Source organism: Citrobacter sp. L55, assembly GCF_002850715.1.
In the GTDB taxonomy this organism is placed as follows: domain Bacteria; phylum Pseudomonadota; class Gammaproteobacteria; order Enterobacterales; family Enterobacteriaceae; genus Citrobacter; species Citrobacter braakii.
Window position 1 is genome coordinate 515,126 of record NZ_KZ559399.1, and the last position, 18,098, is coordinate 533,223.

Below are 18,098 nucleotides of genomic sequence, written 5' to 3' on the forward strand. Positions count from 1 at the left end.
CATCCTGACGTCAGAGGGTGGGCACCCTCTGACGTTATCCCTTATGTACTGTGGTGTTACGCACCGCCTTCCGTGGTCGTCGCCTGCGTCAGCATCAGGCTGACAACGCCGCTGTACTGACCGGTTTTCAGAATGCCTTTGGTGGTCTGAGAAATGGTCAGTGGCAGTACCGCTGAACCGTTTTCAATGCTGCCTGGGAACAGTTCAGTTCCGGTAAATTCGGCATCGGTGGTAGACAGTGTTTTATCACCCAGAATCACCGTCATCGGTACAGTCTCGTCGCCATCCATATTGGTGAGCTTAGCTGCGCTAACGAGGCGCACTTTGACATTGCTGGTGGCGGAGTTAGACCACACCTTGGTGTTCAGGCGGTAGCTTTCCAGCCCACGACCTGGCAGGTACTGCATGTCGATGCTGGCCGGCAGTGGCGTGTTATCGGCCTGAGTCATATCCAACTGTGAGTCAACGCTGGCGTTGACGGTAATATCTTTTTGAATCGCCAGCGCGCTAAAGGACGAGGCCATCGCGGCAACAATCATCAGAGGTTTAATATAGTTACGCATTGATATCTCCATATTTACAAATGAGCACCTTGGCTCTTTAAACAAACTACGTGGGTTTTTACTGTGCCGTCGTGTTATTGCACGACGGGTAAATCAGCTTCTTCAGCGGTTTTATTCACCCAGTTGAAGTAGCGGAACTTATATTTCTGACCCTGTTTCATAGTGAGCGTTTTTAATTTCCGTTCAGTGTCCGGATAAATCGTCGCGTCTTCTTTTATCCATTTACACGATGAAATAGCATCACAAATACCAATCTCTCTGAGCGGCACACGCAATGTGCCGTTGTTTTTTAACGTTCCCCGGCGAGGGTCAATCGACAGTGAAATTACGTTTTCTTCTGGAGCAATGTGGACCAGTGCGCCCCAGATCACATTGACACCTAATGTCGCCATTGCTGCAGAGGTTTCTGCCTTGCCCGGAATAATGCTGTCAGGTTGTTTTACCCCTTCAAAATAGACACGCCAGGTGGTCTCTTTTTTCGGAGGTATAAGCGATACCAGACGAACAACGCGCATCGCGCCTGCAGCTAGAGCAAATTTCTCGGGCGTAACCACCACGCCACCTTCTTTCCACGAAGCGACGTCAATTTCTTTTTCCTGGGCCGTTCCGGGATTAAGAATTTTCTTTTGCCTCACCCGAATGAACTGAATATCATCCGTTTTTGAAGCCACCTTAATTTGCGCCGCACCGGATCTGTCTACATTCAGCTCCATGGGATACACGCTCATATTGGCCATTGTCATTTCTGAGAAAAATGGCAATGACAGCGCGGCGACATAAAAGGCGGTTGTCATGCTCACTCTTTTTTTCTGTTTCACAATCAGTCTGCCTGCTCTGAGTTTAAAGGCGGCGCGTTAACACCAGGACACCGTCTGCTTTCGTATCGCTTCAGGGCAGGGAAACTTTAACCAGAACAGCGATTTGTGAAAATTTGTATTAGTTAACTCGTTATATACAGTTTTTTATCCTGCTTTTCTGGCTTTAAGGTTGTATAGTTAAGCGAAAATACCGCGGCCAAGGATGGGAGGAAAATTCCTTCTGATGAAAAAATAAGCAGGTCAGGGGGCGGTTTTCATATCGACGTACCAGGGAATAAAAAGCATGCGGTAACAGCCGAGAATAAAAGATGTTTTTTATATGCAATAATTCGTTGTTATTTGATCCTGAAGCACATGCAATAAGTCTTGTTGGACAACCCGAGTCTGTATTAACACTTTCGGCGCCAGCCGTTCGTCTTTTACAGGAATTCATTAAACACCGAGGACGCGACTTAAGCCGGGAGGAATTGATCGCTCGCGTGTGGGAAGAATTTGGCTTTACGCCATCAGGAAATAATCTCAATAAAGCGGTAAGCGAACTGCGTAAAAGCTTCCAGTCTCTGGGAGAGGGGCACGAATTGATCGTCACTGTCCCGCGCTATGGTTTCCGTTTTGATGCTGATGTGATTTTTCAGCCTGGAGAGAAAATTCAAGCCGTTGATCCGCAACCCCCCTCAGCGCAACAAGACGTTCTGCCCCGGCGAGTATCCCTGAAAAAGTGGTTCAGAATAGGGGCATTGATTGCCGTGCCGTTGGGAGCGATCTTTTACGTTAGCCGCCCGCAGGAGATAACTGTTCCGGCGAAATTAAAGCCGGTCCAGGAAAAAATCGCGCGTTGTAGTATCTGGGTTATCGAAGATCATGGACGGCCGTTAGTGCTATCAAAATTAGCTGAGCGACTGGAGGCCAATGACGTGGCTTGCGAGCGCGAGGAGTATGCTATTTATTTTTTCAGCGCCCGTTTTTCGCTTGCAACTGCTGATGAACTGTTTATCGGGGCCTGCCCGGTCAATAAAACACGTCTGTGCAAGACCATTCGCTATAAAAACGGGGCTGGAAAATGAAAATAAGGCTTCTTTTTGGACTGGGCGGAGCCCTGGTCGGCGGCGCGCTGGCGCTGTTTTACTATTGCGGCGCGACGGGAAAAAGCGATGTGCTGGCCTGCAGCACTGAATTTAACTTTACGCGCAATGAAGGGAAAGCAAGTGAAGTGAAGGTAAATGCCCTTGCTCAGTTCTATTTTCATCGGGACGGTACAGGGTTGACCACCTATAAAGGTGCGGCAAGAGCTGGCGGGCAAAATTTTATCGTTGACAGGGATGTAGACTTTACGTGGGAGCAGCGGGACGATGACAACGTCATTGTATTGACCTACACCAAAACCTGGCTTCGCCACAATGACAATACGCCGAATGCCCAATGGGGGAGTTTCGCCTATCCGACCTCACGCTACTACCTGACGATCTCTGAACTTTCACCTGCTGTGTGGCTTATTCAGGACCGGCGCTATCCTACCTATATCTGCCGGGGTCAATAAGGTATAAAAAAAGAGAATGCCAATGGCATTCTCTTTTTTCGTATCAGTGATGCTGATTAATCGCGGCTGGCGAAGCCCAGAATGCTCAGCAGGCTGACGAAGATGTTGTACAGCGAAACGTACAGGCTGACGGTGGCACGGATGTAGTTGGTCTCACCGCCACGGATGATATTACTGGTTTCAAACAGGATTGCGCCTGAAGAAATCAGAATAAACACCGCGCTGATCGCCAGATGTAAAGCCGGCAACTGCAGGAAGATATTCGCAACCATACCAATCAGCACCACCACGATCCCTGCCATCAGCATACCGCCGAGGAAGGACATGTCTTTCCGCGTGGTCAGCACGTAGGCTGAGCAGCTGAAGAAGACCAGCGCCGTACCGCCCAGAGCCATGGCGATAACATCACCCATGCCCGCAGACAGGTATGTGTTCAGGATCGGTCCCAGAATGTAGCCCAAGAAGCCGGTGAAAGCGAAAGCTGACAGAATACCAACCGGTTTATCCGCCGTTTTATAGGTCAGGAACATCAGACCATACATACCCACCAGCGTCAGAATAAGCCCCGGAGAAGGCAGCATCAGTACGGTACTGGCAGTCGCAGTGAGCGCCGAAAACGCCAGCGTCAGGCTGAGCAGGAAATAGGTATTGCGCAGCACCTTATGCGTGCTGAGTAGCGATGTACGATCGCGTGAAGAACTAATAATACGATCCATGAGTCACTCTCTTATGACAGATGTAATTAATGATGGAGGATAATGAAATCAAGGGGAATGACACAGCGGTTTTACCCATCTTTACGCATTTTAACCCGCCAGGCTTAAGCATATTATTTCAACAAAAGCTCCCGAATCAGATGTTAGCACTATATGTGTAAAAATGCCTGTTAGATATCTGCCAGGTGACTGAAAAATATTGCGTTATTCCTGTTTCTCTCTGACAGTGACAGCGGTGTCTACATAAAACAGAGCAATAAGGTAAAGGGAATGATTCAACATAAATCGAAGATATTGACGTTTACGCTGTTGACTGTCTGTTTGATGTCTATCAACGGCGCGGCGATGGCGGCAAATGTTCCCGCAGGAACAATTCTTGCAGAAAAACAGGAACTGGTCAGAAACAATGGCAGTGAGCCAGCGTCGCTGGATCCGCATAAAGTCGAAAGCAACGTTGAGTTTAATTTAATCAGCGATATGTTCGACGGACTGGTGGCGGTTAAGTCGGATGGGTCTATCGAACCCCGGCTGGCCGCGTCCTGGGAGAACAAAGACAACACCGTCTGGACCTTTCATTTACGTCCGGGCATAACCTGGTCAGATGGGTCTGCCATCACCGCACAGGATGTCGTCTGGAGCTGGCAGCGTCTGGTCTCACCGCAAACAGCTTCACCTTATTCCTCGTATCTGGGCAATATGCACGTAGCAAACGCCCTCGATATTGCCCAAGGGAAAAAAGATCCTGCCGATATCGGGGTCAAAGCCCTGGATGATAGCACGCTGGAAATTACCCTGACGCAGCCAACGGCGGCGTTTCTGGCGATGCTGGCGCACCCGTCACTGGTTCCGCTGGATAAAGTGCTGATCGGCCGCTTTGGTGATAAGTGGACCCGGCCAGAACATTTTGTCTGCAGCGGGGCGTACAAGTTATCGCAGTGGGTAGTCAATGAGCGCATCGTTGCCGTGCGTAACCCGCATTATTGGGACGATCGGCATACCGTCATTGATAAGGTCACTTATTTGCCCATCAGTTCAGAGTCCGCAGACGTTAACCGCTATAAGGCCGGCGAAATCGACATTGTGTATAGCGTCCCGGTCAATCAGTTCGCGCAGTTGAAAAAGACGATGGGCGATGAACTCCATGTCTCACCTCAGCTTTCAACCTATTACTATCAGTTCAATACGACTCGAGCACCGTTTAATGACCCGCGCGTGCGCCGGGCGCTGAATATGGCGTTAGATAAAGACATCATCGCACAAAAGGTGATGGGGCAGGGGCAACGCGCGGCGTGGGTTATCAGCCAGCCGGAAATAGGGGGAGTGCAATTGCATGCGCCGGAATATGCGGCGTGGCCGCTCGAAAAACGCATTGCCGAAGCTAAGAAATTGCTGGCTGAAGCCGGTTATGGCCCTGAGCATCCGCTTAGCCTAAATCTGCTCTATAACACTTTCGAAACGCACCAGCGTATTGCCATTGCCGCATCGTCAATGTGGAAGAAAAACCTCGGCGTTGAAGCCAAGCTGCAAAATCAGGAATGGAAAACCATGCTGGATACCATGCACACCGGTAATTTTGACGTCGTGCGCTACGCATGGATCGCCGATTATGATGATGCCTCAAGTTTCCTCAATATTTTCCGTACCGGCGATAGCGAGAATACCACCAGGTACAGCAATCCCGCTTTTGATGACGCGATGCGCAATGCGGCGAAAGCAACTTCGCTGGAGGAGCGAGGCAAATACTACCAGCAGGCTGAAGACCTTTTAGGAGAGGATGTGCCAGCGATTCCAGTTTACCACTATGTCCGCACGCATCTTGTGAAGCCGTGGGTGGGAGGATTTGCGCCAGATAACCGGGGAAATTACTACACCAAAGATATGTTCATCAAAAAACATTAAGCGCTGTAGCCAGTATTTGTGCTGAATAAACGGTCAATCTGTTGTTATTTCAGTCGATTAACAATATTTTGGCTGTTTTTCAGGCAAACGAACGCATTGGTGCTTTACAGGTCCGTTCGGGATGTTTATAGTGCGCCTCATTGGAAGCGTGGCCGAGCGGTTGAAGGCACCGGTCTTGAAAACCGGCGACCCGAAAGGGTTCTAGAGTTCGAATCTCTACGCTTCCGCCAAATTAAACAAGGGGTTACCGAAAGGTAGCCCCTTGTTGTTTTGGCTACTGGAATATTTTCCTCATCTGTCAGAACTTAGACGAAAAAAATCCCGCCGAAGCGGGAGATTTTTAGGCTTGGATTAGTCGTTTAAACAGCAACTGTTTGACGTCTTGGCGGTGTGATAAAATTGCATGTGCCGTAATCGTTGAACCATCTACCGAATACAAAACTCTATAACCACCTGCAGTGTTACACTCACGATACTTTGCAACCCCAATCTTGATCAACTCCGGGCAAACTTGGCAACCGAGGGGAAACTGGCTGACCTGTTTCTCAAACTGCTCAAGAATGTCGGTAATCACGGGCTTCACTTCCACGTCAACGTGATGCAGATAGTTGGCAATGTCATCAATGCAGGTTTTGACTGTATGCGTGTATTCGATTTTGACGCTTTCCATTACAGGATCCTTATATCAGTATTCTCTCATATAAGCCCATCCAGTAACTGCTCCTTCGAAAGTACCTTACCGTCAGATTTATCTTTCTCAGACAGTGTGAGTAGCTTCAGAAGAGCAATAGCATTTTCCCGCTCCTGCACTTGTTCATAAGACTCGATAACGTACGCGGGAGTGCCATTTTGTGTTACTAGGATCGGCTCAGATAAATTGAGAGAAGCTGCGTTTTTCTTAACGAAGCTAATAGTCTCAATTCGCATCGCACTGTCCTTTATCAGTTATGGGAGTCTTAATTTAGTCTAAATTTGATCTAAATGCAACGGTGTTGTTTTTCAATGAATGGAGCGTCCAACGTCGGCGTCACCTTCACTTTGCAGCCGAACGGAACGCCGGCTTTCTGCTCTGCAGTTCGTTTCGCATCGTTCCACCAGTTATTCAACGTTTCGGGATCACCCGACCGCCTTTGTTTGTCGTCACAACAAACTCACCGCCAGTACCGAATATATTCCGCGCCAACAGCACTTTTAAACGAAGAGACTAATAGATTAGTATCCGTAAATAACTCATCGTGATAAAAATCACTGTTATTAAGATCATCTATTGCAGTGAATGTTTACTTCTAATGAATAATTTCAGTTAATTTTTATAAATTCCTAAAGTTGTTAAAATCACGGATTCGCTCTGGCACTGTTCGCGCGTAGTGATACGGTGCGATTTTTCCAGGCATGGAGTTGTAAAATGAAACGAGTGGCGATGTGTATTTTGGGAGTGTTATTTTTATCGGGGTGCAGTCAGCGCGTTGCTGATCTGACGGTGGCAAGCACTAAAAATTACAATATGAACGGAGGACAATTTGTCACCGGTAATCGTGTTACCGGGGAGGATAGTTCCGCGATAGTTATTTTCCCTCTCGGTATGCCAAATGTTAAGGAAGCAGCGGACAAGGCTATTGAGAAAGATCGTTGCGCTGTGGGATTAACTAATGTTGTTGTCGAACACTATATGTACGCATTTTTATTTGGTGTTCAGGGGTTTACGGTTGAAGGCAACCTGATACTGGATAAAACCCTGCCAGGGTGTTTTAACGCTAAATAGATAATAATTTTAAATAACTAAAACCTTGCTCCGGCGGGGTTTTTTATTGCCCGGAGGAAATCATGTCAGAAGACCTGGGAGGCATTTATTACACAGTAAATGCCCAGACAGCCCCTTTATTGATCGCACAAAAAGAGGTTGATAGCGCGAACAAAAAAATGCAGTCGGGTTTTGACAAAACTGATAATTCCGTAAAAAAAGTCAGTGCCTCATTTGGCAAATTAAGCGCCGTTGCATCAGCGGTAGCGACCGCATTATCAGCAAACGTTGTTGTTGAATACGCAAACGCATGGACTGAATTAAGCAACAAACTGGTTAACGCCGTCAAAGCAAATGAAACGCTGGCTGATGTAACCAACCGTGTTTTTAAGGCCTCACAGGATATGGGGCGAAAAGCCATGCAGTCTCAGAAAAACGATCATTTTGTGCAGAGTATCCGAACTGAAGTCGACAGGTACATTCAGGAGCGCCAACCAGAGGCGCCGCAACCCATGCAGACAATTATTGCCGTTCTTGAAGAATCTCTGCCCGGCGATGATTTAAAATTTGTGGCTGAAAATATTACTGTGCAGCCGGATTTTTTACGCAGTCAGGATGGAAAAGATTTACTGGGAATGCTGGTGAGGGGATTAAGAAAAAAGGGGGGGGGCAGTGGCACTAATACATCCCCGGCCGCCAATGCCGGGAACACCACCTGATGATGGTGATTATGATGAACCGGAATTGATAGCCATGGAAGGCAGATTTCTTTGAAAGTGTTGGTATACTATCTTCAAGGTTGTGCCTAACATGTTGTTTTTTCTGGGTGCAAAGTTCGTACAATTTACTAAGAACAAATATCATATCATTGATTTTATTGAAATTGTCATCGGTCTTGAAAACCGGCGACCCGAAAGGGTTCTAGAGTTCGAATCTCTACGCTTCCGCCAAACATAAACCCCGAGCTATTTAATAGCTCGGGGTTTTTTCGTTTTGTGCAGTTTATGTCATGCCATCTTTCTCCAGCCTTAGTCGCGCAAGTGCAACTCAGCGCTGCTGCCCGGCGGAAAGCTGACGAACTGAATCATCTTCATATCTGGCAAGGCCTACATGAGCGAACGTCTTTTCATTCGTCGTAATATCCATAGCAGCCCCAGCATAAAGGCCAGGTAGCCCATAACGTAATATCCCTGCTGTCTTCGTTCTGCGAGCGTTGGGTCGGCCGCCCATGCCAGAAAGGCGGTAACATCCCTGGCATATTGCTCCTCCGTTTCAGCTTGTAGCGACGCCGGGCGCCATTGAATCTCTCCGCTGGTCAGCGGTTTCGGCATGTTAATCACGCCACCGGGAAAATAGCGATTAGCCTTCAGTTCGGGATCGGCAGGTTGATAACCGGTTAGCAGTGCGTAGACGTAATCTGCTCCCTGGTCCGTGTAGGGCAGAAAAGCATCCAACAGAAATTGCGGGAATCCGCGATCGTATGAGCGGGCACGCACGATATAGCTCAGGTCAACGGGAGAAGCGCCATTGTTAAGGTATCGTGCTTCCTGCTCGTTTAGATACGGCGAGATGAAGCTGTCATTTAGCGTCCCGTCTCGCTCACCAATCTGGCCGTCATCCTGAAGCTCAGGAAACTGATAGCCGCTGGCGATACTTCTTGCTTCTTCAGCCGTGAGTTCCGGACCGCCGGGCCTGGTCAACGACCGAAAGCTAAGGTGCTTCATGCCGTGACAAGCGCGACACTTTCTTCATAAACCTGCAGGCCACGCCGAAGCTGCGCTTTATCATACTGGCCATTGATGCCGCTGAAGCTCCATTCCTGCCGTTCAGGCGTGGCTTCCTGCGCATAGGAGGAACCCAGTCCCAACAGAGAAAAGGACAGAATGCTGATTTTCAATAGTTGTTTCATCATCAGTCCTGTTTTTCCAGAAAACGACGGCAAGGTAATACGATTAAAAACCAGGCAAACCAAATGAGAGTCGAAAGCTGCGATGCGGCACGGATCCAGCCCTCTTCGTTACGGAAACCGTCAATAAGATCGGGGCCAACCAGCGCTTTCGACCCTAACCAGCCTAAAAAGCAGGCATTAATGACCCACAGCCAGAATCCGCATTTAACCAGTTTGCTGTAATGGCGAAAACGAGCCCGGGAAGTATCAAGCCAGGGAAGGAAATAGAAAATCAGTACCGAGCTGCACATTGCGGCTAAGCCAACGAATTCATTTGGGAAGCAACGCAAGATGGAGAAGAAGGGGAGAAAATACCATTCCGGCGCAACAATCGCGGGTGTAACTGTTGGGTCCGCAGGAATAAAATTATCGGCGCTGCTCAGATAGTGCGGCGCGAAGAATAAGAACCAGGCGAAGATCATCAAAAAAAGGATGATTTTGATGGCATCAAGATCGGTAATTTTGTAATCGAACAGCAGGCTCCTGGACTCTTTCTCGCTAAACCTCTTTTTCATCGCCTGCGCAAACGCCGACTGTACGGTGCGAATATGAAAAACCGTTGCTCCAACAATCACAAAGGGAAGAATAAAGTGGAGAACAAAAAAGCGGCCAAGCATCGGCGTTCCCGGAGTATGGCTGCCGACTAAATATGCGTAAAGGGTATCACCCACCAGCGGAATGGCCTGGGCAAAGCGGGTAATTACCGTGGCCGCCCAGTAGCTTTTTTGCCCCCAGATAAGGCTATAACCAAGAAATGCGGTCATCATCAGCAGGATATATAGCGTCACGCTAATCATCCACATTGTCGTCCAGGGCTTGCGGTAAACGCTGTAGTACATGCCACGAAAAATATGCAGATAACAGGCAAAGAAAAAGAGCGACGCGCCAATAGCATGCATGTTGCGTAACAGTTCTCCATGGCGAACCGCACGCATAATATGAATAATGGAGTCAAATGCCAGCTCGGCTGTCGGCACGTAAAACATCGCCAGCACGATACCCGTAAGGATCTGCACACCGAGTATAACCAGCAGGATGGCGCCGATTGCGAATACCCAGAGTCCGGCAATCGAGCGAGGAAACGGGATACGCCAGCGAAGCGAATAGACGCGCTCACTCCTCATTTCAGGCTTCCTTCGTGCCGATACGCACGGCCTGACCATCCGAATGAATAACGTAGTCCGGGATTGCCAGGTTGGTCGTCGCGGGGCCGCGCGTTACGCGCCCGGAGGTATCAAACTCTGAGCCGTGGCACGGACAGATCCAACCCACCCCTCCTGGTCGGGCGTTGGGTACGCACCCGGCATGTGGGCAATACCCTTGAACCACCAGCCATTGAGGATGAGCTGCTGAGACCCTCTCGCTGTCCGGTTGTGGGTCGATAAGCGTATGCCAGTCGGCACTTCTGGCAGTAATAATCTCATCCTGGGTGCGATGGTGAATAAGAATCAGCTTTCCCTGCCATACGCGTCTGACGGTTTGTCCAGCAGCAACCCCCGCAAGAGAGACATCAATCGGTTCATTTTCCGCAAGAGTCTTCTCATCCGGACCCAGGGCCGAAACCAGCGGCCAGACGGCAGCAGCGACGCCTGCCGCACCGACGAATTTTGTCAGTTTACACAGACATTCCCGGCGCTGTTCCTGGATTTCGCCATCTGCAAGTTTATTCTCTGTCACCTCGTATTTCTCCCTGAGCATCGCGGATTAACGTTTGTCGATACGCGCGTAAATTTCCTGAAAGCGCTTATCAGCAATACCCGGCGCTTTGAATGCCCGATAGCTTGCTGGTAACGTGGCATCTCCAACCTTTATCAGCATCACCATGCCCTGAGCGTAATGCGGTGTACATTTGATTCCGTAAAATCCGGCATTGTCATAAGTTACTTCGATCTCTTCATCGATTTTTCCCAAAAAACCGGGATAGTTAGCCGGAGACAATTCAGCGATTGAAGCCGCGTTGTGACTCTTATGTTTACGGATAAACTTCACCGTATCCCCGGGCTGGATCTCCAGATAATCCGGCTCATAGACCATTGGTCCCGCAGACCCACGATTTTTCATCAAAACGTCGTGAGTTTGTGCGAAGGTTGAAGAGGCGAGGGCGAGTAAACATAAAACTTTCAGACTCTGTTTGAGATATTTCATCGATTCTTCCTTAAAATTCATCAGGTCTTTGATAACGGATAAAACAGTTTTCAGCGCCAGTTTCATGTTCAACAATGGCGTCGATACCAAACCAGGCATGGAGGTTTTCACGGGTAAACACGGCGCAAGGAGTCCCCTGCATTGCCATATGCCCGGATGTCATGACGATGATGCGATCGCAGAACATCGCGGCATGATTGAGGTCGTGCAGAGCGGCAATGACCGTGAGCTTTTCACGTTTAACCAGACTAAGCAGGCCAATCTGATGTTGAATGTCGAGATGGTTGGTGGGTTCATCCATCAGTAACAACTGCGGCTGCTGCGCCAGCGCCCGGGCGATATGCAGGCGCTGTTTTTCTCCCCCGGAAAAGGTATGCCAGCATCGGTGCTGTAATTCACGGAGATCGACCTTCCCCAGCATAGTTTGCACGATATCGTCATCTTTGGCGGACCAGGGCGAGAGCAGGCTAAGCCAGGGCGTGCGCCCCAGAGAAACGGCTTGTAAAGCGGTAAGACGCTCGCTGGTTTCTGCCTGTTGTTCGACCAACGCCACCCGCTGCGCAAGGTGACGCCGCGAATAATGCTGGAGCGCCTTTTGCTGCAGGGCGATACGCCCGGAAGTTGGCTTCAGCAAACCGGCCAGCAGTGAAATCAGTGACGTTTTGCCCGAGCCGTTAGGACCGATGATGCCGACAAACTCGCCGGGCGTTACGCTGAGCGAAATATCTTCAACAATCGTCTTACCTTTTACCTTCCAGTACAAATTACAGGCTTCAATAACGACTTGCGCAGAGGTAACGAGTGGCTGTACGAGATTCACCGTCATTTGTTCTGGTTTCCTCTAATCAGAATGATTGAAAACGCAGGAGCGCCAACCAGAGCCGTGATCACGCCTATTGGGAGTACCTGACCGGGTAGTAACGTGCGGGAAATAACATCAGCGATAATGAGGAAAATAGCTCCGGTAAGCGCACTAACCGGCAGCAGTCGATGATGCTGGTTGCCGACCAGCAGACGAGCAGCATGAGGGATCACCAGACCGACAAAACCGATCGCACCCACAATGGAGACCATAATCGCCGTCATGCCGGTGACGGCGGCAATCAGCACTGCACGGGTACGTTTTACCGGAATGCCCAGCGATGCCGCAGACTCCGCGCCAAAGGAGAAAGCATCAAGATGGCGGGCATAACAGAAGCACAGCGCGATACCGACCAGAGCGGTAGGAATGGCTAAGACAACATCGGGCCAGCGTACACCGCTCAAATTGCCCAACAGCCAGAACATAATACCGCGTGCTTGCTCGGCGTTTGCTGAGCGGGTAATGATAAGCGACGTGATCGCATTGAAAAGCTGGGAGCTGGCGATCCCGGCAAGGATGATTTGGGTTGTCACACCCCCACCTTGTCTACCGCCAGCGGCCATCGCCAATAGCGCAACGAACAGAAATGCCGTCAGCGCACCAATGAAAGCGCCCAATGACATACTGATGATGCCAGCCCCAAGCCCAGTGAGAGCAATCAGCACCGCTCCGGTGGACGCTCCGGCAGAAATCCCCAGTAGATAGGGTTCGGCGAGCGCATTGCGTAGCAGCGACTGTAACACTACGCCGGAAACAGCCAGGCACGCGCCGCAACTGGCGGAGACCAGCGCTCGGGTCAGGCGATAGTTCCAGACGATCCCTGCATCCAGCGCATCGACAGGATAGTGTGTATCAAAAAGATGATTTGCCAGCGTGCTGAGAACATGCTGCCAGGGGATAAGCGTTTCGCCGATGGAAATCCCCGCCAGCAGTACGCCACACATTAGCGCACTGACCCAAACGGCATGCCCACTGACTCTCACCGCAAGCTGACCAACAGCGCGACGCATCCTGCGTGAATCACTCATGATTATCTGCGTTCCTGAGTAACGGAGATGCGCTACACCGTGCGAGGATATAGCGCAAAACGTAGATTAATGAGCAGCCTGCGGATGTGCTAAGCCATATTCAACAAGGGCATCAGCCAGTTTTTCCACACCATCAATAGTTCTGATCCCGGCATTCATGGTCTGTACGTCAATGACCGGTAGATGGTTTTCCTTGACGGCAGGAACCAGTTTGGCGACAGGATCGGACTTGAGGTATTCCATCTTGACCTTCCAGTCATCCGCCGGGAAGCGGCGACGGCTCATTTCACCGAGCACAATGAGTGAAGGATTCGCTTTTGCGATGGTTTCCCAACCCACCGTTGGCCACTCTTCAGCAGAATCAATCACATTCTTCACTCCCAGCGTTTGGGCGATCCATGCCGCCGGACCAAACTTCCCGGCAACGTAAGGGTCAAGCTGGAGGTCGGCGCTTGAGAACCAGAACACGGCGGAAACATTCTCATCCATTCCGGTAATTTTGTTTTTCGCTGCGGCTTCACGTGCTTTAAGGCTGGCAATCAGCGCCTCGCCTTTATCCTGAACATCGAAGATTTTCGCCAGATCGGCGACTTCCTGATACACCATGGCAATATCAAACATGCCCTTACGGACACCATCACCACCATCTTCGTTATCTTTCGCACAGTCAGCTGGCGCGGTGTAAACGGGAATTTTAAGTTCACTAAACTGTTCGTAAGAGGCAACCGTGCCAGCAGGGCCGATTTGCCACTCAAACTGACTGGCGATCAGATCCGGTTTTTTCGCCACGATCCCTTCAAAGCTTGGAATATTTTGCGCGATAACGGCGACTTTTTCATTTGCTGTTTTATAAGCTTCCAGTACCGGGCCAAACCACAGCGAAGTACCCACGACGCGATCGGCCAGCCCCAGTGAATAGAGAATCTCGGTACTGTTCTGACCCACCGTCGCCACGCGCGTTGGTGCCTGATTGAAGGTAATATCGCGGCCACAGTTTTTAATCGTCAGAGGATATTCGGTTTTTGCTGCCTCGGAAAAACCGGAAGTAAGCAGGAGAGCAGTCGTGCCAAAAATAGCCAGAAGCGTTTTTTTAGAGAAGTAAAAGGTAGAATTAGCGTGCATTATCATCGTCCCGTTGATGCCAGAATCTTAAGGTCTGGTCATGGCTTATTTCATTCCATATATCGGGAGGAGACATGAAGATAGATGACATTGAATCGTGAAATTTAAGAATGAAGATATGCAAAAAATGCAAATAAGCTTTACTCAGCCAAAATCTTATTCATAAATACACTACCGCTTGCGTCAAATAATTCATCCCATGGACCATCCCGTCCACTCAATGGCATACACCTTTGACAGCAGGTCTCCTGACTCACGGTAATCAGAATATCGGCCTTCCCATAAAGATGAACTTTACAGTGACCTGTGGTTTATGAGCCACACAGGGATATTCTGCATCCGCCTACAGTTGCGGGGGCAGTTATGGAATTGAATTGAATAATTCTCACCATATTCCTATTCATATACAAAAATGTAATGAAATGCTGTCGAAAGCGACTCTAGCGGCAATTGTTAACAAGGTCAACCATAGAGGGCAAGAGATAAAAGGTAGTGGTGTAGAAAAAAATACCCATTTAATACAGTGAGTTATGATTTTGTTGGTTACTGCGATGTTGTAAATGAAAATAACAACAGGAAGCTAAATGAGAATTGGTTGATATTGATCAAATTACACGCATGCTGAAACTTCTGTGTATGAAACATATTGATTACCATCAAAAATCCCGCATATCAGCGCTTGACTCTTTTTTTTGTGTACTCTCCATATGTACCAATTGCCACTCATCCTGCATATCCATAATCACGTTAAAATTGTTACGCAACCAGAAATAATACCCTCCGGGTAAAAAATGATGTGTATGGAGATATAAAGTCTTATATTGATGTCGCTGACAGAATACCTTAGCTAAGGCAAACAATTGACTTCCGATCCCCTGTCTGCGGTAGCGCTCATCCACGTAGCAACGACAAATTTCCGCTGTTTCAGACAAGTTATAGCGACCACGTAGTTCAGTAATACGATCATCATATTGACATACCGCCAGTGTAGCGATTAATTCCTGGTTTTCACTCCACGCGCAAAGCAATGAATTCCTTTCCTGCAAGATATACTGTTGTGCGAGATCAAAGAGATCTTCTTCGGCAGAAGGCATGGCTCTACCGGCATTGAAGTATAAATTAAGATGCTCAACAAGAAACGACTGAACAGCAGGAATATCGGCGGGAGTCATCTCACTAAACCTAAATGGGATCATGGCAGCATAACTCAAATTTAGAACGGAAAATGATAATAACAATAAGACCACTTTAAAAACAATATTGAGCAGTAAGAGACAGACTCGCAATTGCATACGGAGCTATTCTCATTACGGGTTATAAATGGGTGTTTGGGCGGCCACCACAGAGTGCAATCAGGCAGAAAAACTTAACAAAATTCTTCGCGCAGAAGGTCAGGCTGTCGCGAGAACTAAGGTTTTCAGCGTCTTCTTGGGACAGAAAAAAGAATTGCATCCTATTGGGCTGCCAGGTATTTGCAACTGAGGCTGCATTTTTTTCTTCATTACCTGGATTGCCCTAATAGAAAAGCATCTGACATTTTGTTTTTGAAAACGACGTCTCAAAACATATCTGTATTCATTCTCTAAGCAGAATATTATAGAAACTAAATTATGAGTGGTAAGAGTAAATGTCACAACAAGGTGATTTACAATATGGATTATTTCATACTGTAATAGTTGATTAAGGTTAGGGTTTAGAGTATCTTTAATCTAATCGTAGATTTTCAAATAAAAGCAGACAATAACAGTATGAAAACCAGACTCTATAATTTTTCAGAAGACACAAATGAAATTTTTGTTTTTAGATGGACTCGGAAGCACTATGAATTTTGCATGGATAACGATATCTTTTTGAATCATAGAGGTAAGAAAGTTTATAAAGAAAGAAATTTGTTACTGTTCGCGAAAGGTGACAAAATTAGAATTGAAGCTGATGTTATTGCTGAACAATATTCCACAATGCCAGTAAAAAGTTTTTCTAGCGTTGGTGCGTTTTCATTTCCAACCTGTTATTTTCCGGGTAATGTAAATATCGGAAGATTTTGTAGTATTGCATCAAACGTAAAAATCATGGGAGGAAACCATCCTATGAATCGTTTTACAACTCATATGCTTACTTATAATGGCGAGTTTGATAAATACGCTGCCAACGAGTTCGGACAAAACTGGGTATTGAAACCATTTATTACAAAGCCTAAAAATACAACGATTGGCAATGATGTCTGGATTGGCAATGATGTCGTTTTAAAAGGTGGTATTTCAATTGGTGATGGTGCTGTTGTTGCAGCAAATTCCGTTGTTACTAAAGATGTGCCTCCATATGCTATTGTCGCAGGGGTTCCTGCGAAAATTATCAAATACAGATTTGAGTCAGATATTATTGAACAGTTGTTAAAAATAAAATGGTGGAACTATAATTACACCGATTTACCCGATAACAGCAAGTGTGATGATATTATAAATTTTGTCACTGAAATGAGCACGTTGATATCGAATGGCACTATAAAAGAAAAAGCATATAAAAAATTTAATCTTACCGAAATATTTACAACTCTTTAGTTTAATATGTCATTGTTGGGACTGTTATCCGGCGAAAGCAAAATGAGATAAGGACAACACGATGACAAAAGTTAGCATCTTGCTAGTGATGAGCGTTTTGCCATTGTCAGCATACGCAGCAACGACCGGACTAACCAGACTGGCACCGAGCGTCTGTGTAGAAACGATCGCTATTTCGGGCCAGATGGTAAGCGTAGCGGGAAAGTGAATACTCGTTACACCGCTCTATTGTTCAGACAGAACGATAAATCCTGATAGTCCTGCGCGTTTTCCCTGCCTGCGCGGCGGGGACGCCGTTTTCTGCTTTTCCATCTGCCCGCAACACTAACTCTCAGAAATGAGAGGCCGATCCTCTGAGCAGGACTTTTGTCCTCAATCCTCTGCAATCCGCTGGTTACAATCCCTGCATATCTTCAATACCCATAATTCAGGAATTGTTATGACTGCACATATTAATGCCAAAGCGGGTGATTTTGCGCCAACCGTTATTATGCCGGGCGATCCGCTTCGCGCTAAGTTTATTGCCGAAAATTATCTAATGGATTACCGCGAAGTCACCAATGTACGCAATATGCTGGGCTATACCGGTCTTTATTTTGGGCAACCTGTTTCGGTGATGGGACATGGCATGGGTATTCCGTCAATGACGCTTTATGCTCATGAACTGGTACATGACTTCGGTGTACAGAGAATTATTCGTGTCGGCAGTCTGGGGGCAACACAACATCATGTCAAAATGCGAGATATTATTCTTGCCATCGCCGCCGGAACGGATTCCGTCACAAATTTAAAACGTAGCGCGGGCTACGCGATGGCTACATCTGCCCATTTCCCATTATTGCAGCAGGCGTGGGCATTGGCGCAGAAGGCCGGTATTGACGTTAAAGTCGGCAATGTCTTCAGTGGCGATCTTTATTACGATCCTGACGAAAATTTAATACCTGCACTGGAAAAGTTTGGTGTGCTGGGTGTGGATATGGAAGTGGCAGGGTTATACGCTTTAGCGCATCAGTTTAATATTGAAGCGTTGGCTATATTAACCGTATCCGATCATTGCCTGACAGGAGAAGAAACAACGGCGGAAGAACGGCAGTTAACCTTTAAAAATATGATAGAGCTGGCGCTAAATACAGCTGTTACGGCTTAGCATCAGCATTTAAA

The 18,098-nt window shown here is 47.8% G+C and carries 19 protein-coding genes, 1 tRNA gene, 2 pseudogenes and 1 riboswitch; of the genes and pseudogenes, 9 read left to right on the forward strand and 13 right to left on the reverse strand.

Annotated features, from left to right (window positions below; translation table 11 throughout):
• Positions 1-56: 56 nt before the first annotated feature.
• On the reverse strand, positions 57-563 hold the full coding sequence (locus B9P82_RS02480; RefSeq protein ID WP_016152497.1) for a CS1 type fimbrial major subunit: 507 nt from the start codon (positions 561-563) through the stop codon (positions 57-59).
• A gap of 74 nt (positions 564-637) precedes the next feature.
• Positions 638-1,381, reverse strand: a complete 744-nt coding sequence (locus tag B9P82_RS02485; protein WP_168188429.1) for a fimbrial protein — start codon at positions 1,379-1,381, stop codon at positions 638-640.
• Between the two features lie 308 nt (positions 1,382-1,689).
• On the opposite strand from B9P82_RS02485, the gene B9P82_RS02490 reads away from it, so the two are divergent.
• Both B9P82_RS02490 and B9P82_RS02495 read left to right on the forward strand, forming a co-directional pair.
• On the forward strand, positions 1,690-2,445 hold the full coding sequence (locus B9P82_RS02490) for a winged helix-turn-helix domain-containing protein (RefSeq protein ID WP_016152499.1): 756 nt from the start codon (positions 1,690-1,692) through the stop codon (positions 2,443-2,445).
• A complete protein-coding gene (locus tag B9P82_RS02495) occupies positions 2,442-2,918 on the forward strand; it encodes a hypothetical protein (protein ID WP_019076424.1) in 477 nt (158 codons plus the stop codon). Before B9P82_RS02490 ends, B9P82_RS02495 begins: the two co-directional genes overlap by 4 nt.
• 56 nt (positions 2,919-2,974) lie before the next feature.
• Here the strand turns inward: B9P82_RS02495 and yccA are convergent, their stop codons facing one another.
• Positions 2,975-3,634: an FtsH protease modulator YccA gene (gene yccA, locus B9P82_RS02500; RefSeq protein WP_016152501.1), complete on the reverse strand. Its 660-nt coding sequence runs from the start codon at positions 3,632-3,634 to the stop codon at positions 2,975-2,977.
• A 270-nt stretch (positions 3,635-3,904) separates the two neighbouring features.
• On the opposite strand from yccA, the gene B9P82_RS02505 reads away from it, so the two are divergent.
• Together B9P82_RS02505 and B9P82_RS02510 are read left to right on the forward strand one after the other, a co-directional pair.
• Positions 3,905-5,533, forward strand: coding sequence for an ABC transporter substrate-binding protein (locus B9P82_RS02505; RefSeq protein ID WP_101699897.1), 1,629 nt, complete (start codon positions 3,905-3,907; stop codon positions 5,531-5,533).
• A gap of 142 nt (positions 5,534-5,675) precedes the next feature.
• A tRNA-Ser gene (locus B9P82_RS02510) sits at positions 5,676-5,763 on the forward strand.
• 110 nt (positions 5,764-5,873) lie between these two features.
• Here the strand turns inward: B9P82_RS02510 and B9P82_RS02515 are convergent.
• Together B9P82_RS02515 and B9P82_RS02520 are read right to left on the reverse strand one after the other, a co-directional pair.
• Positions 5,874-6,203, reverse strand: a complete 330-nt coding sequence (locus B9P82_RS02515) for a type II toxin-antitoxin system RelE/ParE family toxin (RefSeq protein WP_049040818.1) — start codon at positions 6,201-6,203, stop codon at positions 5,874-5,876.
• 26 nt (positions 6,204-6,229) lie between these two features.
• On the reverse strand, positions 6,230-6,460 hold the full coding sequence (locus B9P82_RS02520; protein WP_049040815.1) for a type II toxin-antitoxin system Phd/YefM family antitoxin: 231 nt from the start codon (positions 6,458-6,460) through the stop codon (positions 6,230-6,232).
• 478 nt (positions 6,461-6,938) lie between these two features.
• Between B9P82_RS02520 and B9P82_RS02525 the strand changes: the two genes are divergently transcribed.
• Together B9P82_RS02525 and B9P82_RS02530 are read left to right on the forward strand one after the other, a co-directional pair.
• Positions 6,939-7,295: a hypothetical protein gene (locus B9P82_RS02525; protein WP_101699898.1), complete on the forward strand. Its 357-nt coding sequence runs from the start codon at positions 6,939-6,941 to the stop codon at positions 7,293-7,295.
• 62 nt (positions 7,296-7,357) lie between these two features.
• Positions 7,358-7,993 (forward strand): hypothetical protein, encoded by a 636-nt coding sequence (locus B9P82_RS02530; protein ID WP_101699899.1) that lies wholly within the window; start codon positions 7,358-7,360, stop codon positions 7,991-7,993.
• 387 nt (positions 7,994-8,380) lie between these two features.
• On the opposite strand, the pseudogene B9P82_RS02535 reads toward B9P82_RS02530, so the two are convergent.
• From B9P82_RS02535 to B9P82_RS02570, 8 genes and pseudogenes are all read right to left on the reverse strand, one after another.
• Positions 8,381-9,183 (reverse strand): annotated as a pseudogene (locus B9P82_RS02535) (cytochrome c1).
• Between the two features lie 2 nt (positions 9,184-9,185).
• A complete protein-coding gene (locus B9P82_RS02540) occupies positions 9,186-10,346 on the reverse strand; it encodes a cytochrome b (RefSeq protein ID WP_047501122.1) in 1,161 nt (386 codons plus the stop codon).
• A 1-nt stretch (position 10,347) separates the two neighbouring features.
• Positions 10,348-10,899, reverse strand: coding sequence for a ubiquinol-cytochrome c reductase iron-sulfur subunit (petA, locus tag B9P82_RS02545; protein WP_101700007.1), 552 nt, complete (start codon positions 10,897-10,899; stop codon positions 10,348-10,350).
• 27 nt (positions 10,900-10,926) lie between these two features.
• Positions 10,927-11,367: a pseudoazurin gene (locus tag B9P82_RS02550; RefSeq protein WP_047501117.1), complete on the reverse strand. Its 441-nt coding sequence runs from the start codon at positions 11,365-11,367 to the stop codon at positions 10,927-10,929.
• Between the two features lie 10 nt (positions 11,368-11,377).
• Entirely contained in the window at positions 11,378-12,193 is an 816-nt protein-coding gene (locus B9P82_RS02555) for an ABC transporter ATP-binding protein (RefSeq protein WP_101699900.1), read from the reverse strand.
• Positions 12,190-13,257, reverse strand: a complete 1,068-nt coding sequence (locus B9P82_RS02560) for a FecCD family ABC transporter permease (RefSeq protein ID WP_016156150.1) — start codon at positions 13,255-13,257, stop codon at positions 12,190-12,192. The genes B9P82_RS02555 and B9P82_RS02560 overlap by 4 nt, the downstream gene beginning before the upstream one ends.
• A 66-nt stretch (positions 13,258-13,323) precedes the next feature.
• The gene (locus tag B9P82_RS02565) at positions 13,324-14,379 is read right to left on the reverse strand and encodes an ABC transporter substrate-binding protein (RefSeq protein ID WP_016152563.1); all 1,056 of its coding nucleotides are present in this window, start codon (positions 14,377-14,379) and stop codon (positions 13,324-13,326) included.
• 220 nt (positions 14,380-14,599) lie between these two features.
• A riboswitch (cobalamin riboswitch) is annotated at positions 14,600-14,824 on the reverse strand.
• Between the two features lie 211 nt (positions 14,825-15,035).
• On the reverse strand, positions 15,036-15,575 hold the full coding sequence (locus B9P82_RS02570; RefSeq protein ID WP_016156152.1) for a GNAT family N-acetyltransferase: 540 nt from the start codon (positions 15,573-15,575) through the stop codon (positions 15,036-15,038).
• Between the two features lie 552 nt (positions 15,576-16,127).
• Between B9P82_RS02570 and B9P82_RS02575 the strand changes: the two genes are divergently transcribed.
• The 3 genes and pseudogenes from B9P82_RS02575 to deoD all read left to right on the forward strand — a co-directional run bounded on the left by B9P82_RS02575 (position 16,128) and on the right by deoD (position 18,084).
• Complete coding sequence (locus B9P82_RS02575) at positions 16,128-16,937, forward strand: CatB-related O-acetyltransferase (protein ID WP_101699901.1); 810 nt, start codon at positions 16,128-16,130, stop codon at positions 16,935-16,937.
• A gap of 147 nt (positions 16,938-17,084) precedes the next feature.
• A pseudogene (locus B9P82_RS28805) lies at positions 17,085-17,192 on the forward strand (hypothetical protein); the annotation flags it as partial.
• Positions 17,193-17,376: 184 nt separating this feature from the next.
• Positions 17,377-18,084 (forward strand): purine-nucleoside phosphorylase, encoded by a 708-nt coding sequence (deoD, locus tag B9P82_RS02580; RefSeq protein WP_101699902.1) that lies wholly within the window; start codon positions 17,377-17,379, stop codon positions 18,082-18,084.
• Positions 18,085-18,098 lie beyond the last annotated feature (14 nt).

What these genes read in the sequence shown, in the direction of transcription:
- B9P82_RS02480 (WP_016152497.1), bottom strand. Translation starts at nt 563, where the DNA reads ATGCGTAACTATATTAAACCTCTGATGATTGTTGCCGCGATGGCCTCG.
- B9P82_RS02490 (WP_016152499.1), top strand. Translation starts at nt 1,690, where the DNA reads ATGTTTTTTATATGCAATAATTCGTTGTTATTTGATCCTGAAGCACAT.
- B9P82_RS02495 (WP_019076424.1), top strand. Translation starts at nt 2,442, where the DNA reads ATGAAAATAAGGCTTCTTTTTGGACTGGGCGGAGCCCTGGTCGGCGGC.
- yccA (WP_016152501.1), bottom strand. Translation starts at nt 3,634, where the DNA reads ATGGATCGTATTATTAGTTCTTCACGCGATCGTACATCGCTACTCAGC.
- B9P82_RS02505 (WP_101699897.1), top strand. Translation starts at nt 3,905, where the DNA reads ATGATTCAACATAAATCGAAGATATTGACGTTTACGCTGTTGACTGTC.
- B9P82_RS02515 (WP_049040818.1), bottom strand. Translation starts at nt 6,203, where the DNA reads ATGGAAAGCGTCAAAATCGAATACACGCATACAGTCAAAACCTGCATT.
- B9P82_RS02520 (WP_049040815.1), bottom strand. Translation starts at nt 6,460, where the DNA reads ATGCGAATTGAGACTATTAGCTTCGTTAAGAAAAACGCAGCTTCTCTC.
- B9P82_RS02525 (WP_101699898.1), top strand. Translation starts at nt 6,939, where the DNA reads ATGAAACGAGTGGCGATGTGTATTTTGGGAGTGTTATTTTTATCGGGG.
- B9P82_RS02530 (WP_101699899.1), top strand. Translation starts at nt 7,358, where the DNA reads ATGTCAGAAGACCTGGGAGGCATTTATTACACAGTAAATGCCCAGACA.
- B9P82_RS02540 (WP_047501122.1), bottom strand. Translation starts at nt 10,346, where the DNA reads ATGAGGAGTGAGCGCGTCTATTCGCTTCGCTGGCGTATCCCGTTTCCT.
- B9P82_RS02550 (WP_047501117.1), bottom strand. Translation starts at nt 11,367, where the DNA reads ATGAAATATCTCAAACAGAGTCTGAAAGTTTTATGTTTACTCGCCCTC.
- B9P82_RS02555 (WP_101699900.1), bottom strand. Translation starts at nt 12,193, where the DNA reads ATGACGGTGAATCTCGTACAGCCACTCGTTACCTCTGCGCAAGTCGTT.
- B9P82_RS02560 (WP_016156150.1), bottom strand. Translation starts at nt 13,257, where the DNA reads ATGAGTGATTCACGCAGGATGCGTCGCGCTGTTGGTCAGCTTGCGGTG.
- B9P82_RS02565 (WP_016152563.1), bottom strand. Translation starts at nt 14,379, where the DNA reads ATGCACGCTAATTCTACCTTTTACTTCTCTAAAAAAACGCTTCTGGCT.
- B9P82_RS02570 (WP_016156152.1), bottom strand. Translation starts at nt 15,575, where the DNA reads ATGATCCCATTTAGGTTTAGTGAGATGACTCCCGCCGATATTCCTGCT.
- B9P82_RS02575 (WP_101699901.1), top strand. Translation starts at nt 16,128, where the DNA reads ATGAAAACCAGACTCTATAATTTTTCAGAAGACACAAATGAAATTTTT.
- deoD (WP_101699902.1), top strand. Translation starts at nt 17,377, where the DNA reads ATGACTGCACATATTAATGCCAAAGCGGGTGATTTTGCGCCAACCGTT.